17 protein-coding genes are annotated in these 14,948 nt (G+C 70.7%); 12 read left to right on the top strand and 5 right to left on the bottom strand.

Annotation, left to right across the window (positions count from 1 at the left end; genetic code table 11):
• The 6 genes from VT52_RS37745 to VT52_RS01740 all read left to right on the top strand — a co-directional run.
• A partial coding sequence (locus VT52_RS37745; RefSeq protein WP_071387343.1) for an RNase A-like domain-containing protein occupies window positions 1-1,741 on the top strand: 1,741 nt, incomplete at its 5' end.
• A 142-nt stretch (window positions 1,742-1,883) separates the two neighbouring features.
• Entirely contained in the window at window positions 1,884-2,480 is a 597-nt protein-coding gene (locus tag VT52_RS01760; RefSeq protein ID WP_046421142.1) for a hypothetical protein, read from the top strand.
• A 67-nt stretch (window positions 2,481-2,547) separates the two neighbouring features.
• Window positions 2,548-3,105 (top strand): hypothetical protein, encoded by a 558-nt coding sequence (locus VT52_RS01755; RefSeq protein WP_046421143.1) that lies wholly within the window; start codon window positions 2,548-2,550, stop codon window positions 3,103-3,105.
• A gap of 8 nt (window positions 3,106-3,113) precedes the next feature.
• Window positions 3,114-3,413: an RNase A-like domain-containing protein gene (locus tag VT52_RS01750; RefSeq protein ID WP_046421144.1), complete on the top strand. Its 300-nt coding sequence runs from the start codon at window positions 3,114-3,116 to the stop codon at window positions 3,411-3,413.
• 28 nt (window positions 3,414-3,441) lie between these two features.
• Window positions 3,442-4,110, top strand: a complete 669-nt coding sequence (locus tag VT52_RS01745; protein ID WP_046421146.1) for a contact-dependent growth inhibition system immunity protein — start codon at window positions 3,442-3,444, stop codon at window positions 4,108-4,110.
• A 329-nt stretch (window positions 4,111-4,439) separates the two neighbouring features.
• Window positions 4,440-4,766, top strand: a complete 327-nt coding sequence (locus VT52_RS01740; protein ID WP_071387341.1) for a hypothetical protein — start codon at window positions 4,440-4,442, stop codon at window positions 4,764-4,766.
• Between the two features lie 12 nt (window positions 4,767-4,778).
• Here VT52_RS01740 and VT52_RS01735 read toward each other — a convergent pair whose 3' ends face one another.
• Together VT52_RS01735 and VT52_RS01730 are read right to left on the bottom strand one after the other, a co-directional pair.
• Entirely contained in the window at window positions 4,779-5,123 is a 345-nt protein-coding gene (locus VT52_RS01735; RefSeq protein ID WP_046421148.1) for a MazG-like family protein, read from the bottom strand.
• A gap of 61 nt (window positions 5,124-5,184) precedes the next feature.
• Window positions 5,185-5,742: a DoxX family protein gene (locus VT52_RS01730; RefSeq protein WP_046421150.1), complete on the bottom strand. Its 558-nt coding sequence runs from the start codon at window positions 5,740-5,742 to the stop codon at window positions 5,185-5,187.
• Between the two features lie 158 nt (window positions 5,743-5,900).
• Here VT52_RS01730 and VT52_RS01725 point away from each other — a divergent pair, with 158 nt between their 5' ends.
• Complete coding sequence (locus VT52_RS01725; RefSeq protein ID WP_046421151.1) at window positions 5,901-6,227, top strand: nuclear transport factor 2 family protein; 327 nt, start codon at window positions 5,901-5,903, stop codon at window positions 6,225-6,227.
• 119 nt (window positions 6,228-6,346) lie between these two features.
• Entirely contained in the window at window positions 6,347-7,630 is a 1,284-nt protein-coding gene (locus VT52_RS01720; protein ID WP_240509620.1) for a D-alanyl-D-alanine carboxypeptidase family protein, read from the top strand.
• A gap of 211 nt (window positions 7,631-7,841) precedes the next feature.
• Here the strand turns inward: VT52_RS01720 and VT52_RS01715 are convergent, their stop codons facing one another.
• Entirely contained in the window at window positions 7,842-8,600 is a 759-nt protein-coding gene (locus tag VT52_RS01715) for an SDR family oxidoreductase (RefSeq protein ID WP_046421152.1), read from the bottom strand.
• 153 nt (window positions 8,601-8,753) lie between these two features.
• Here VT52_RS01715 and VT52_RS01710 point away from each other — a divergent pair, with 153 nt between their 5' ends.
• From VT52_RS01710 to VT52_RS01695, 4 genes are all read left to right on the top strand, one after another.
• On the top strand, window positions 8,754-10,055 hold the full coding sequence (locus VT52_RS01710) for a multidrug effflux MFS transporter (protein WP_046421154.1): 1,302 nt from the start codon (window positions 8,754-8,756) through the stop codon (window positions 10,053-10,055).
• Window positions 9,995-11,176 carry a serine hydrolase domain-containing protein gene (locus VT52_RS01705; protein WP_107481216.1) on the top strand — a complete coding sequence of 394 codons (1,182 nt, stop codon included), beginning with the start codon at window positions 9,995-9,997 and terminating at the stop codon, window positions 11,174-11,176. The genes VT52_RS01710 and VT52_RS01705 overlap by 61 nt, the downstream gene beginning before the upstream one ends.
• Before the next feature lie 76 nt (window positions 11,177-11,252).
• On the top strand, window positions 11,253-12,245 hold the full coding sequence (locus tag VT52_RS01700) for a small ribosomal subunit Rsm22 family protein (protein ID WP_079174777.1): 993 nt from the start codon (window positions 11,253-11,255) through the stop codon (window positions 12,243-12,245).
• A 106-nt stretch (window positions 12,246-12,351) separates the two neighbouring features.
• Window positions 12,352-13,092, top strand: a complete 741-nt coding sequence (locus tag VT52_RS01695) for a bifunctional DNA primase/polymerase (RefSeq protein ID WP_046421355.1) — start codon at window positions 12,352-12,354, stop codon at window positions 13,090-13,092.
• Between the two features lie 29 nt (window positions 13,093-13,121).
• Here VT52_RS01695 and VT52_RS01690 read toward each other — a convergent pair whose 3' ends face one another.
• Together VT52_RS01690 and efeU are read right to left on the bottom strand one after the other, a co-directional pair.
• Window positions 13,122-14,114 carry an SCO2278 family lipoprotein gene (locus VT52_RS01690; protein WP_046421156.1) on the bottom strand — a complete coding sequence of 331 codons (993 nt, stop codon included), beginning with the start codon at window positions 14,112-14,114 and terminating at the stop codon, window positions 13,122-13,124.
• On the bottom strand, window positions 14,074-14,946 hold the full coding sequence (efeU, locus tag VT52_RS01685) for an iron uptake transporter permease EfeU (RefSeq protein WP_046421158.1): 873 nt from the start codon (window positions 14,944-14,946) through the stop codon (window positions 14,074-14,076). The genes VT52_RS01690 and efeU overlap by 41 nt, the downstream gene beginning before the upstream one ends.
• Window positions 14,947-14,948: the final 2 nt, after the last annotated feature.

Below are 14,948 nucleotides of genomic sequence, written 5' to 3'. Positions count from 1 at the left end.
CCACCCTTTCAACCTCAGCGGCAAGGGTTTCCATATCGAACCCGGTCACGTCTACTACACGTCCGCGCTCGTCCGCGACGAACAATTCACCTTCCACAAGGCCGCCACGCACCTGGTCGAGGAGGTGAATCACCGGCAAGCGGCTGGAAAGGGGTCAGGCCCCGACGACTTCGCGCAGGCGTACGGCGAGGTCGCCAAGCTGTTCCTGGAGGTCTGGGCGAAAGCCGTGGCCAGCATCGGTGGGGTCGCTGTTGGGCTGACCCTCACCGCGAACAACTACATGGCGGCCGACTGGGCGTCCCGCGGTGTCTACGGGCCACCACCGCGCAGGGACCCTCCGATCGGCGTTGGCAATGTGTCCTACGGTCCGGTCGCCGAGATCAAGTGGACGGGGACGGGCGATGGCTCGGACATCCCCTTCGTGGGTGCGATCGGCGATGTCCCGGACTTCCTGGCCGGCTTGATCAAGCCTGCCATCGAGGAGGGCCTGAGGCTGGGCAAGACGGCCGAGATCACTCCGGGAGCCGAGACCGACGATCTGCGCAGTATCGGAAACGTCTGGGAAGCCGCGGGAAAATCCGCGCAGAAGTCCGCCGAGTCGTTCACCGGCTGCGTGGCTTATCTGACCGACAGCGGCAACAGTGAGTGGCAGGCCGCCATGAACGCCTTCTGCCAGTCGATCTGGGGGACCACCGCCTGGGGGCGAAGCTGGCAGCCGGACGGCGGCTTCATGGGTCCCAAGGACACCGGTGGCCGGGACTGGCGTACCAATCCATCGATGGCGCCGTCCGCCCGTCGGCCCATCATCGAGGTCCTGAAGAAGACCGGCGACGACATGAAGACGGCATTCCATGATGTGGCGACCGCCGCGGAGAAGTGCCGCAAGACCACCGAGCACCTCGCCACCGAGGCGGCCAAGGCCACGGTCAAGGACCTGATGCCCGACGGCTTCAGCTGGGAAGAGTTCACCAGGGTGGCCGCTGTCGCCACGTTCGGCAAGATCGTCATGGTCTTCCGCTCGCACATGGACAAGTCCGGGGCGGACAAGGCGGTGGACGACTACAACAAGGCGTTCCACGAGGGGGCGGAGAAGCTTCGGGCACTCGTTCCCGAGCTGAACGAGGCGGCGCTGAGCGCTCCGACCTACGTGGCGGAAGAGGCGCGGGCCGAGGCGTTCGGGGCGCGCTCGCTCAACGACTTCAAGAACGAGCACAAATGGAGCACGCCGGGTGACGCGAACCACGGGGTGTACAAGGTCGATCTGGCCTCGACGGAGTGGATGGAGAACTCGCACACCGTCACCAAGCATGTCGGCCTGACCGATGAGCAGTTGGCGCAACGTCTGCGGGACGAGCTCAAGAAACCGCCTCGCCCGGGTACGGACTGGCCTTATGGCCAGCCCCAGGTCGGGGAGGCGTCGACCTTCTCCGACCTGGATTCCGCGCAGAAGATGACGCAGTACAACATCGATCAGAACTCCAAGGAGATCAGCGAATGGATCGCCAAGCACAAGGAAAATGATCCCGAGAAGCAGCAACGCCTGGACATCAGCGTCCCCAGCACTCCGTACGGAGACAGTGGCCGGAGCATCAGCAAGGCGGAGCTGAAGAGCGATCCTTTCCCGGCGGACAGGGCGAGGTCGGTGAAGGGGGTCGAGACGCGACTCATCTACAACGGAGACCTTGATCCTCCCTTCACCGTGATGACCTCAATGCCGAAAAATGTGCAAGAAGTAGGATGATCGCGTGACGAACTCGAGATCTGTGGATTACTGGAGCCTTCAGGGGGCTCGCGTACTCTTGGCTCCGTATGACGGGTGGGACGCAAGGATTCCCGATGACTCCGCTCAATGGCGGACGCGGCTGTTTCCCCTCATCCGTGGAATGCGGACCGCCGAGCAGGACGGCGGCCGGAACCTGCGGGAGATTGCCGCCGAACTCCGCGTGGCCGCCGATCTGTTCGAGGTTCGTCCCGACGACGAAGCGCTGGGCCGGATTCCTCGCGCGGAGACCGAAGACCGCACGCCTCAGGTTCTCCGGGAGATCGCCGGGCATCTGGAGAGCGGTGATTGGCGGTCCTCCGGAGATTTTCCGCTGGGTACGGATGAGTTGCTTCTGCGTTTCCCGCGTTTCGCTCAGATTCTGCCGATCTACTGGGGTCAGGACGGCGTGGCGATCAGCGACGACATGCAGGACTCCACCGTTGAGGAGGGAATCCTCCTGTTCATCGAGGAGATGCACCCGAGGTGCCCGTGGCAGCTGCCGAGTGTCGTGGCCGAGTGCGCCCAGGCTCTCGCTCTTTTCCATACCGAGGAGCAGATGGACGCGTTCTTCTGTGAGGTGATGGGAGGCGGGGCGGGCAGCGAGGACTTCCTCGACTTCTTCCCACTGCTCGCCCGGTACTGCGTCGATCATCTGAAGGAATCTCACTCACCACTCTGGACGTCCCGGAGCGGACATCCGGGAGGGGGTGTCGGCTGAAGCCGTATGTCGTACTCACTTCGATGCCCAGCGACACGGTTCAGCCGTAGCCACGAAAGGGGACAGGGTGCTCGATTCCGCTGCCTGGCAGGCCGGCCTGCTGGAATTATTCGGAGGGGCTTTCGCCTTCGCGGCGGTGGGTCCGCGGACACAGGACGACTGGCGCCGAGACGTGCAGGCGGTCATGATGCTCAAGGCCAAGGATCCGCGTGGCTGGAGTGCCCTGATCATCCCCCCGCCGAGCAGCGCCACCGCGATGACCGACGAGAAGCCGTTCGCCGATCTGCGCCTCGAAGAATTCGACAGTCTCCTGTACCCGGTGGGGAGGGAATCCGCCGCACAGCTGCTGGTCGCCTTGCAAGGGGAGTTCTATCAGTCGGCCAACATTCCGGATTTCGCAGACCGCGAAGAACGACTTATGGCCTGTGCCAATAGAATTCTCTCCCGCTTCGGTCAGGATGTCAGATGTTATACGAATGCGGCCGAGGCTCGGAATGATCCGAACGCCAATCTCATGAATCCTGAAACCGAGTGGAATTGCCTGTCCGAGTTCACCACAGACTGCGGCCTCGTCGTCGTTTCCGATTCTGAGGTCGGAGTCTTCTGGACCTTCTTCGAGGACTGAAATCCATCATGCGTACCCGATCCGCCACCTACCCCGACCGCGACACCGCCCAATGGGCCACCCAGCAGGTCGTCACCGCCAATGAGCAGCTCATCCACCGCTGGCTCGCGCAGTCCACGCGGGCGCGGTTGAGTATCGAGGCGGCCTGGCCCGCGCGGGAGGAGCCGGTCGGGCGGGTGTTGTTGCAGGCGATGATGCTGGCGGGCCGGGAGCCCGTCGAGGTGCGGGCCGCCCGGGTGGTCCTCAGGCGGGACCCCACACGCCCGCACGGCTTCACCGTGCAGTCCACGTTCCCGATCCATCTGTAGACCCGTAGACCCGTAGAGGCTGACCACCGTGCCCCTGAGCCCCCTCGAACACGACCGCCGCTACGGCGAGCTCGACCAGGTCATGCGCGCTTACCTCGGGCAGCCCGCGGACGACACCCCGGAGCGGCCCGGCCCGGCTCTGACCGCCTACCTCCGGCACACCTGGCACAGCCGGCCGTGGGCCCTCGCCGCCGCCGAGCGGCAGTTGCGGGAGTACGCCGACAGTCCGCCGGGACGGCTCCGGCTGCGGCTCGGCGAGTTCTACGCCATCCCCGATGTCGGCCTGGCCCAGGGCGAGATCCAGGCCTGGCTGCGCTGCCTCGCCGACCACATCAGGCACAGCATCGAGACGGGAGAGGTGCCGCCGCCCGCGGTCCCCGCCACCCACTGGGAGTGGCACGCCCGCTTCCCGGAGCTGGGACAGTTCCTCGGGGGATGGTTCTCCCAGGACATGCCGGACGAGTTCGACGACCATCATGCCGCCGTCGAGGACTACCGGAACTCCACCGACCGGCAGCTCGTGGCCCGCCTCGTCGGAGAGCTGCAGGAACTGCTCGCGCTGGACCTGGACGAGTCCGACCACGCCCTCGCCGTCGCGGAACTCGGCATGGAGGTCGATCCCCCCGCCCCCTACTCACCCAGCGGCTGGCTGGCGGTCGTCGCCGGACAACTGGCCGTGCTGGTCGGTGAGAGCTGAGTCGAGCAGTTCCTGCACCTTGACGGGCTGGAATCAGGGTGATCGCGTGACGGATTCGGTATCTGTGGATTACTGGAGCCTTACGTGGACGACCCCATTGGCTCGGCCCCGCCGGCCCGGATCATTCACACCTTGGCCGTGGCAAGCGAGCGGCGCGGGGAGGAGTTATGACGGAAAGCAGGGCAGAATTGCCGGTCTGCGCGCGAGGGTGCTTCGACGGACGCTCCTGCTTCGCCGCGCTCGCCGCCCGCGGGGAATCGGACTGGCACGACACTGTGATGAACACGATCCAGGGAAGTCCCGCACTCCGGCAGGTTGATTCCGGGGAATTGCGGGACAGCCTCCTGGAGATCTTCCCCACCCAGGCTCTGGAGCTGGCCGGGCTGATCTCGGTCGGATCTCTTCTGTACGGCCCCCATCCCTCCCTTCGCGTGCCGAACGCGGAACGCGACGCCTGTCTGCGAGAAGTCCTGGGAGCCGTGGGGGACAGCGCGCGCTTCTTCACCAACCACGGGCACGCGGAGGACGGTGCGGAGGCCGATTTCCTGGCCTCGTCGTTCCACGCCAATGTCCTCGCCGGCCCCACCATCGACATCTGCCTCATCGGGGTGTCGGACGAGAACGTCCTGGTGCTCTGGCGTTTCGAGGACGACTGAACCGTTCGCGAGCTACACCGACGGCTTCAGCGGCCGCTCCCGCACCCGCTTCAGATGCCGTTCGAACACATCCCCCGCCTCCGGGGTCAGGGTCCGCAGGGCCACCAGGGCGGTGATGACCACGTCGCACAGTTCCGCCTGGACGTCCTCCCAGGTGTGGGTGACGCCCTTGCGCGGGTTCTGGCCGGTCGCGCCGATCACCGCCTCCGCGACCTCGCCGGCCTCCTCCGACAGCTTGAGGATGCGCAGCAGCAGGGCCTCCCGGCCGGGCTGGGCCGTCCGGGTGGCCTCCAGGCGGGAGAAGAGTTCGTCGATGGCGGGCCAGAGGGGGAGGGGGGTCGAGTGCTGGTCGGTCATGCGGGGCAGCCTGCCATGCGCGGCCGCCCGGCACGTCGTGGACGATGGAGATCCACTCCTCCTAGGACTGCTCGACCTCATCGAACAGCGCCTCCTGCTTGCCCTCCGTCTTCGCCCGGACCCGTCGCGTCCGTGCCCCCACCACCACCGCCGTGCCCGCCGCCGTCGCCGCGAGGGCGGCCGGTACCATCCAGCCGCGGTTGAGGACGTGGCCGAGGGCGTGGTCGAGGGAGAGGCGGCCGGGGCCGGTGATCGCGAGACCCACCGTGGCGAGGCCCAGGGTGGCCGCGTACTCGTAGCCGCCCGCCTGGGCGAAGAAGCCGTTGGGGGCGTGGACCGCCGCCGCGCCCGCCATCGCGCCCGCGGCCGCCGCTCCCGCCGCCGGGGTGGCCAGACCCAGGGCGAGCAGGGTGCCGCCGCCGGTCTCCGCGAGGCCCGCCGCCGTGGCGCTCGCCTTGCCGGGGGCGTAGCCGACGGACTCCATGAACTGGCCGGTGCCCTCCAGGCCGTGGCCGCCGAACCAGCCGAACAGCTTCTGCGCACCGTGTGCCGCCAGTACCCCGCCGGTGCCCAGCCGGAGCAGCAGCAGGCCCAGATCACGCCGGTCGTAACAGGTCATGGTGGCTCCCAGGCCGAGGCGACAGAGACGAAGACGGGGAAATGCCCGTACGGCAGAACTCCTCCCCGTGTTACCACCGTCACTCCGGTCGCACCATCGGACGAATCTCGCCCCGCGCTCCGGTGGCGGTGCCAGGGCCCCGGTGTGAGCCTGACGCCATGACGATTCAGCCAGCCAAACTCAGCGATCCGGCCGTCCGGGCCTTCGTCAACGCCGTCAACGCCCATGACCGCGAGGGCTTCCTGGCGCTGCTCGCGCCGGACGCGACCATGTCCGACGACGGCTCCGACCGCGATCTCGCCGACTGGATCGACCGGGAGATCTTCTCGTCCCACGGTCATATCGACGTCGACAACGAGTCCCGTGGCGGTCGCGCCCTGGTCGCCCGCTACCGCAACGACACGTGGGGCGAGATGAACACCCGGTGGAGCTTCACCGTCGACGAGGACGGACGGATCGCGCGCTTCGAGACCGGTCAGGCGTGAAGCTGCTCACGTCGGCCACGTCACGTTATCCGGTCAGATTTTCATAACGTGGCAAATTCCCTGGCCGTCACCGCCCTTCGGTGCCGAATCCGCTGCTCGGCGCGGTGTACCGTCCCGGGGTGCGCGAATCCTCCCGGCTCAGCCGGCGTGCCGTCCTCGGGCTGACGGCCGCCGCCCTTCCCATGTCCGCCGCCCTCCCGCTGTCCGCGGCCGCCCCGGCCTTCGCGGCGTCCCCGGCCACCGCCATCGGCGGCGGCCGGCTGGCCCGCCGCGGGCTCCAGGTGCAGGGTGCCGGCGCGGTGCCCACCAAGCGGCTCACCGCCCGCGCCTGGCTGGTCGCCGACGGTACGACCGGTGAGGTGCTCGCCTCCTTCAACGCCCACCAGCGCCTCGCGCCCGCGTCCACGCTGAAGATGCTGTTCGCGGACACGGTGCTGAAGAAGTTCGACCGCGCCGAGAAGTACACGGTCAAGGACTCCGACATCTCCGACGTCCCGGCCGGCTCCAGCCTGGTCGGGATCAAGGCGGGCATCACCTATACCGTCGAGCAGCTGTGGCAGGGCGTCTTCCTGCGCTCCGGCAACGACGCCGTGCACGTCCTCGCGCACATGAACGGCGGCATCGCCAGGACCGTCGCCGAGATGCAGGCCAGGGCGCGGGACCTCCAGGCCCTCGACACGCATGTGGTCAGCCCCGACGGCTTCGACCACCCGGGCCAGCTGTCCTCGGCGTACGACCTCACGCTCTTCGCCCGGCACGGGCTGAAGGACCCCGACTTCCGGGGCTACTGCGGCACCCGCACCGCGAACTTCCCGGCGGGCGGCAAGAAGACCTTCCAGATCCAGAACACCGACCGCCTGCTGACCGGGGCGTGGGGCCTGAAGACGTACGACGGCCTGATCGGCGTGAAGAATGGTTACACCAGCCACGCAGGCAACACCTTCACCGGTGCCGCCACCCGCGACGGGCGCACCCTGCTGGTGACGGTCATGCACCCGGCCACCGGCAGCAACGCCGTCTACGAGCAGACCGCCGCCCTCCTCGACTGGGGCTTCACCCACGGCCGTACGGCCCAGCCGGTGGGCGCGCTGGTCGAGCCGCTCAGCGAGGGCGGCGCGACCGCGTCCCCGGCGCCCGCGCACGCGGGCGGGCAGGGCGCGGCCGGCGCGGCGGGCACATCGGCCAAGGGCCCCTCCGCCGGGCGTCTCGTGGAGGGCGCGGCGGGTACGGCGGTCCTGCTCGCGACGGCGGGCGGCTTCCTGCTGCGGCGCCGCCGCCGGGTCCTCGAAGCCCGGGAGGCGGCCGGCACCCGCAGGGCCCCCGCGCCGCGCGCGGCGGAGCCGGACCCGCTGGAGCCCCCGGCTCCGACGGACCAGCCGGGCGGCGGCCGGCACCGGCGCTGACGTCGTACGGCGGTCGTCCCGCCGCCGGTCTGATGGCCGGCGCGGTGGGACGACCGCCGTATCCCCCCTCGCGATGGTCTCGGAATACGTCTGCCCCAAGTGTGAAGCTCTTGTGGAGAAGAGTTGAGCACAGAGCCCCAACCGGTCGCAATACCCGAGGTGTTGGAATTCCGGTGGCACGTATGTGCGTACCTACGGGGGGAGTTGGGGGTCAGCCGCGCCCGATGTACGGCATCGCCGTCGCCAGCACCGTCGCGAACTGCACATTCGCCTCCAGCGGCAGCTCCGCCATGTGCCGTACAGTGCGCGCCACTTCGGCCACGTCCATCATCGGCTCGGGTGCCGTCTCGCCGTTCGCCTGGAGCACGCCGGTGCTCATCCGCCGCGTCATCTCGGTGGCCGCGTTGCCGATGTCGATCTGCCCGACCGCGATCCGGTACGGACGCCCGTCCAGGGAGAGGGACTTGGTGAGGCCGGTCAGCGCGTGCTTGGTCGCGGTGTAGGCGACCGAGTGCGGGCGGGGCGCGTGCGCGGAGATCGAGCCGTTGTTGATGATCCGGCCGCCTCGCGGGCTCTGCTCCTTCATCGTCCGGTACGCCGTCTGCGCGCACAGGAACGCCCCGTTGAGGTTGGTGTCCACCACGTGCCGCCAGGCGTCGTAGGGGAGTTCCTCGACCGGGACCCCGCCGGGCCCGAACGTGCCCGCGTTGTTGAACAGCAGGTCCAGCCGGCCGAACCGGTCCACGGTGGCCGCGAACAGCGCCGCCACGTCCTCGGGCCGCGCCACGTCGGTGCGTACGGCGATCGAGGGCGCCCCGGGCGCGAGCGCCGCCGTCTGCGCCAGTGTCTCGACGTGTCGTCCGGCCAGCGCCACCGACCAGCCGGTGCGCAGCAGCTCCACGGCGACCGCCCGGCCGATCCCGGAACCGGCGCCGGTCACCACCGCGATCTTCGATTGGGTGTCAGTCATGGCACGGAGAGTAGGCGCCCGCTTCGTCGTACGTACGTTCCCCTGCCGTGTTCCTCGGCGGTCCGTCCGAACTGGGAACATAGGAGTCACGTTTCAGTGGAAGTTTCAAGCAAGGCGTCCCGGCCCGGACGCCTCGACCCAGGGAGGGGACCCATGCCCGAGCACGCGGCGGCACCGGCACCGCGGACGGACGACACGGACCACACCACCGCACCCCCCGCCGCCCGCCGCACCGGCCTCCTCGTCACCCTCGTCCTCGGCGGCCTCACCGCGACGCCCCCGCTCGCCATGGACATGTACCTCCCGTCCCTCCCGGAGGTCACCCGGTCCCTGCACGCGCCCGCCGCCACCGTCCAGCTCACCCTCACCGCGTGCCTGCTGGGCATGGCCCTCGGGCAGCTGGTCGTCGGACCGATGAGCGACCGCTGGGGACGGCGCCGGCCGCTGCTGGCCGGCCTCGCCGTGAACCTCCTCGCGACCGCCCTGTGCGCCCTGGCCCCGAACGTCGGGACACTGGTCGCCTTCCGGCTGGTCCAGGGCCTCGCGGGCGCGGCCGGCATCGTCATCGCGCGGGCCGTCGTACGCGACCTCTACGACGGTGTCGCCATGGCCCGCTTCTTCTCCACCCTGATGCTGATCTCCGGGGTCGCGCCCGTCGTGGCGCCGCTGATCGGCGGGCAGATCCTGCGGGTGACCGACTGGCGCGGGGTGTTCCTGGTGCTCACCGTGATCGGGGCGCTGCTCGGCGCGCTGGTCTGGCTGCGACTGCCGGAGACCCTGCCGCCGGCGGGCCGGCACGGCGGGGGAGTGGGCCACGCGCTGCGCTCGATGCGCACGCTCCTCGCCGACCTCCCCTTCACCGGATACATGCTGGCCGGCGGCTTCGCCTTCGCCGCGCTGTTCGCCTACATATCCGCCTCCCCCTTCGTCGTCCAGGAGATCTACGGCGCCTCCCCGCAGACCTTCAGCCTGCTGTTCGGCCTCAACTCGGTCGGCCTCGTGGTCGCCGGGCAGATCAACGGCAAGGTGCTGGTCGGCCGGGTCAGCCTGGACAAGGTGCTGGCGGCCGGGCTCGCGGTGATCACGCTCGCCGCGACCGCGCTGCTGCTGATGTCCACCGGAGTCTTCGGCGCGGTGGGCCTCGCGCCCATCGCCGCCGCGCTGTTCGTCCTGATGTCCGCGATGGGCCTGACCATGCCCAACGCCCAGACCCTCGCCCTGCTGCGCACCAAGCACGCCGCCGGCTCCGCGTCCGCGCTGCTCGGCACCTCCTCCTTCCTCGTCGGCGCGGTCGCCTCGCCGCTCGTCGGGATCGCCGGGGAGCACACCGCGGTCCCGATGGCCGTCGTCCAACTGGCGGCCGCACTGGTCGCGGGGGCCTGCTTCGTGGGAATGTGCCGTCCCTGGAACACGCGGGAGAACACCCGCGCGGGGTCGGAAGGAGACGAGAACTGAGCGCACCGAGACTGCGCGCCGACACACCGCGGCGGGCCGGGCTGGCCCCCGACGCGCTCGGGCACCTGGTCGGCGAGGTGCACGCCCTCACCGCAGGACCGCGCCCCTGGGCGGCCGGCGCGGTCGTGCTGGCCGGGCGCGGACCCGTGATCGCCGTGGCCGAGGCGGCGGGCTGGGCGGTCCGTTACTCCTCCTACGACCCCCACACCGACGCCGGCGTCGAACTGCCGCCCGAGGACCGGGTGCCGGTCACCGTCGACACCCCCTTCGACCTGGCCTCCCTGACCAAGCTGTTCACCTCGGTCGCGGCGGTGCAGCAGATCGAGCGCGGCACCCTGGGCATGGACGTCCAAGTGGACCACTACCTGCCGGAGTTCCGGACCCTGTCCGAACACCGGGTCACGGTGCGGCAGTTGCTCACCCACACCTCGGGGCTGCGCCCCGAACTCCCGCTGTACGACTGCCCGGACCGCACCGCCCGCCTGACGATGCTGCGCGCCGAGGCGCCGTCGAGCCCGCCCGGCACCCACCGCTACTCGGACCTGAACATGCTGCTCCTCCAGTTCGTCCTGGAGCGGGTCACCGGCCGCACCCTCGACGTCCTCGTGCGCAACGGCATCACCCGGCCGCTCGGCATGACCGCCACCGGGTTCGGGCCCTGCCCGGGGGCCGCGGCCACCGAGGACCAGTGGCGGCCGTGGGCCAAGGCCGACCGGGGGATGCTGCGGGGCGTCGTGCACGACGAGAACGCCTGGGCCCTCGGCGGCATCGCGGGGCACGCCGGTCTCTTCTCCACCGCCCGCGACCTCGCCGTCTTCTGTCGCACCCTGCTCGCCGGCGGCTCCTACGGCCCCGCCCGCGTCCTCGCCCCCGACTTCACCGACCTCCTCCTGCGCCCGCCCGGCCTCGGCTTCGCCCTCGACCAGCCCTGGTTCATGGGCGCCCTCTGCGGCCACGGCGCCGCCGGCCACACCGGCTTCACGGGCACGTCCCTGGTCCTCGACCGGGCGACGGACACGTTCGTGGTGCTCCTGGCGAACACCGTGCATCCGCGCCGGAGGCCGGCGGACAGCGCGCCGAGGGCCGCGATCGGGACGTGGCTGGCGCGGGCGGTGGTGTGAGGGGGCGGGCGGTACCCGTCCGGGAGCCGGGTTCCGGACGGTCCGCCGCCCTCGCCGCGCGCCATAGAATCTCCAGGTGACCGCCCCCGTACCACCGGCCGAGATCCTCCGCCGGAGCCTCGCCGAGATGCTCGACGGACTCCCTCCCAGCCAGGCCGCCGGCGCCGTCGAACGGCTCATCGCCGCCTACCGCGGCGACACCCCGACCCACGCGCCGATCCTCCGCGACCGCGCCGACGTCGCCGCCTACGCCGCCTACCGGATGCCGGCCACCTTCGAGGCCGTGCGCTCGGCCCTCGCGGCGTTCGCCGACGCCGTCCCCGGCTGGGTCCCCGGCAGCCATGTGGACATCGGCGGCGGCACCGGCGCCGCGACCTGGGCGGTCACCGACACCTGGGGCGGTACCCGCCCCGTGACCGTCCTCGACTGGGCCGAGCCCGCGCTCGCCCTCGGCCGGGAACTGGCCGCCGCCAACCCGGCCCTGGCCGACGCCCGCTGGCAGCGCGCCCGCATCGGCTCCGCGCTCGCCCTGGAACCCGCCGACCTGCTCACCGTGTCCTACGTCCTCAACGAGCTGGAGGAGTCCGACCGCACCGCGCTCGTCGACACCGCCGCGGCCACCGCGCGGGCCGTGGTGATCGTGGAGGCCGGCACGCCAGCCGGGTACGCCCGGGTCATCGAGGCCCGCGACCGGCTGATCCGCGCCGGGTTCGAGGTCGCCGCGCCCTGCCCGCACAGCGCCGCCTGCCCGATCGTGCCGGGCACCGACTGGTGCCACTTCTCCGCCCGCGTCCCCCGCTCCTCCCTGCACCGCCGGGTCAAGGGCGGGACCCTGGCCTACGAGGACGAGAAGTTCTCCTACGTCGCCGCCACCCGCCTGCCCGCCGAGCCCGCCCCCGCCCGCGTCGTACGCCGCCCCCAGATCCGCAAGGGTCAGGTCCTCCTGGACCTGTGCGGACCGGACGAGGAACTGTGCCGTACGACGATCACCAAACGCCACGGCGACCTGTACAAGGCGGCCCGCGACACGGACTGGGGCTCCGCCTGGCCCCCGGAGCCGACGGTGTGAGGTACGTCTCGCCCGATTCCCCCCGTATCCACCTGCCGCCCCCCGAAGCGCACGAAGGTGGGACCATGAGGCATGCTGTCCGCACACCAGCGAGGCGAGGGGATTGATGAGCGGGACGTTCGGCGGCCGGAGCGGCCGGCAGGGCAAACTCTCCCAGTGGCTGCGTGGACGCCGCCCCAAGGAGGGCGTCGCCGACGACGGCGGCCGTGAGGCCCTGCTGCTCGCCGCCGCCGAAGCGGGACTGCCGCTCGCCCCCGCCGCCCATCCGGCGCCCGGCTACCGGTGTTCCTGCGACCGCGTGGGCTGTCCCACCCCGGCCCGGCACCCCGTGTCGTTCGCCTGGCAGACGCAGTCCACGATCGACCGCCCCCAGATCGAGCGCTGGGCCCGGCACCAGCCGCAGGCCAACTTCATCACCGCGACCGGCATGGTCCACGACGTCCTGGACGTGCCGGCGCGGGCCGGCCAGGAGGCGCTGGAGCGGCTGCTGGCACAGGGTGTCGAGGTGGGGCCGGTCGCCGAGAGCGACGACGGCCGGATGCTGTTCTTCACCCTCACCCGGGGCACCCCCGAGGACGAGGACGAATGGTGGCCCTGCGAGCTGGACTGCCACCCCGAGACGATGGCCGAGCACCCCGGCCTGCGCTGGCACTGCCGGGGTTCCTACGTCCTCGTGCCCCCGGCGCGTCTTCCCGGTGAGGACCAGCGGGTCCGCTGGCTGCGCGGCCCGGAGCACCCGTTGCCCGAGCCCCTGACCCTGCTGGAACCCCTCACCGACGCCTGCGCCCGGCACGTCAGCGAGGAGGCCGCCCCCGGCCTCGACCGGCCCTGGCCCCTGCGCCACTGACCCCGGCGCCCAGAGGCCCACCGGAGGGGCTACTCGCCCTTCGCCCCGGTCACGCCGTTCACCTTCGCCACGATCGACACCGCCCCCTTGCCCGCCGGGTCCAGCGCGGCCTGGCCGGCGACCGACTCCAGCGTGAGGGACTGGTGGATCTCGCCCGTGGTGAGGGCCTGTACGGCCTTGCTGGGCGCCGGCACCGAGCTGTTCGCGGCGGCGGTCTCCTTCTCGTAGTGGTGCGTGGTGAAGAAGACCAGCGCACCGCCGTCCGCCGTGCGCAGCGCCAGCGGGGCGTAGTCGCCATGGGTCAGCGGCTGGTCGATGTACTGGCGCACCAGGCCCGGCTTGCGGGCCTGACTTCGGCGATAGGCCCGCAACTGGCTCGTGTTCGGCCCGTCGGCGAACGACTTGCCGCCCTTCTGCAGGTAGTTCACGTACGAGCGGCTCAAGTCGGCGGGGGCCACGGCAAGTTCCGTCGAGGACGCCGGCACCGCCTCGCCCCACCCGTTCCCGTCCTTCTTGAACTCCGGCACCGCGCCCGGCGCGGCCAGCGTCAGATACGCCACCCGCCACCGCTCACCCAGGTCCGCCCGCGTGAACACCAGCAGCCAGCGGTAGTTCCCGGCCTTGTTGCCCTTGGCGTCCGCGAGGAACCAGCGGGGCCAGCCCGCCTTCTTCGGAATCGTGATCCGCACGTCCGACAGCTTCAGCGGCACGTGACTCGCGTTGCCGGACGGGCTGCCGGCGTGCCCCGCCTTCAGCCGGGCGGCGTCGATGTCGGCGAGCGGCCCGGTGACGTAGGGCGCGTCGAGCGAACTGTCGTACGCCTTGTCGGCCTTGTTGTACGCGTCGGTGAAAGCGGCCACCGCCTTCGTGGCCTGAGCGACGGTCGCGCCGGGCATCACCTCGCGCTCCCCGTGCACCACCACACACCCGCTCGCCGTGCAGGACAAGGCGGCCAGCGCGGCCGCCATCAGTGTGTTCCGGTCACGCCGGCGAAGCCGTCGAGGGCTGCGTTCCCTGGTCATCGGGCTCCTTCACCTTCCCCTTCCCGGAGGCGAACCCTACCGGGGCGAGGAACACCGTGAGCACCGGGACCAAGTACAGGGCCCAGACCGTGACCTGGACGACCGTCGGGTCCGGCTGGAAGTTGAACACACCCTTCAGGAGCGTGCCGTACCAGCTGTCCGGCTCGACGGTGTCGCTGATGTCGAAGGCCAGGTGGGTGAGGCCGGGGATCCAGCCGGCCTCCTGGAGGTCGTGGAAGCCGTACGCCAGCACGCCCGCCGCGACCACGACCAGCATGCCGCCGGTCCAGGTGAAGAACTTCGCCAGGTTGATGCGCAGCGCGCCCCGGTAGAACAGCCAGCCCAGCACCACCGCCGTGGCGAGGCCGAGGGCGACGCCGATGAGCGGGCGCGGGGTGCCGTCGCCCGCCGCGTGCACCGAGGCCCACACGAACAGGGCGGTCTCCAGGCCCTCCCGGCCGACCGCGAGGAACGCCGTGGCGACCAGCGCGCCGGTGCCCATCGCGAGCGCCGCGTCCAGCTTGCCGTGCAGCTCGGACCTCAGGTGCCGGGCGGTGCGCCGCATCCAGAACACCATCCAGGTCACCAGGCCCACCGCGAGGATCGACAGCGAACCGCCGAGCGCCTCCTGCGCCTGGAACGTCATCTCCTGGGAGCCGAATTCGAGCGCGCAGCCGAAGCCCAGCGCCAGCGCGATCGCGACGGCGATGCCGGTCCAGACGGGCCGCAGGGCGTCCCGGCGACCGGTCTTGACCAGGTACGCGATCAGGATGCAGACGACGAGCGACGCCTCCAGCCCCTCCCGCAGACCGATCAGGTAGTTGGAGAACACGG

It is taken from the genome of Streptomyces malaysiense, from assembly GCF_000980885.2.
Classification (GTDB): Bacteria; Actinomycetota; Actinomycetes; order Streptomycetales; family Streptomycetaceae; genus Streptomyces; species Streptomyces malaysiense.
Note: the sequence above shows the minus strand (reverse complement) of the source record. Positions and strands in the feature narration are given on the sequence as shown.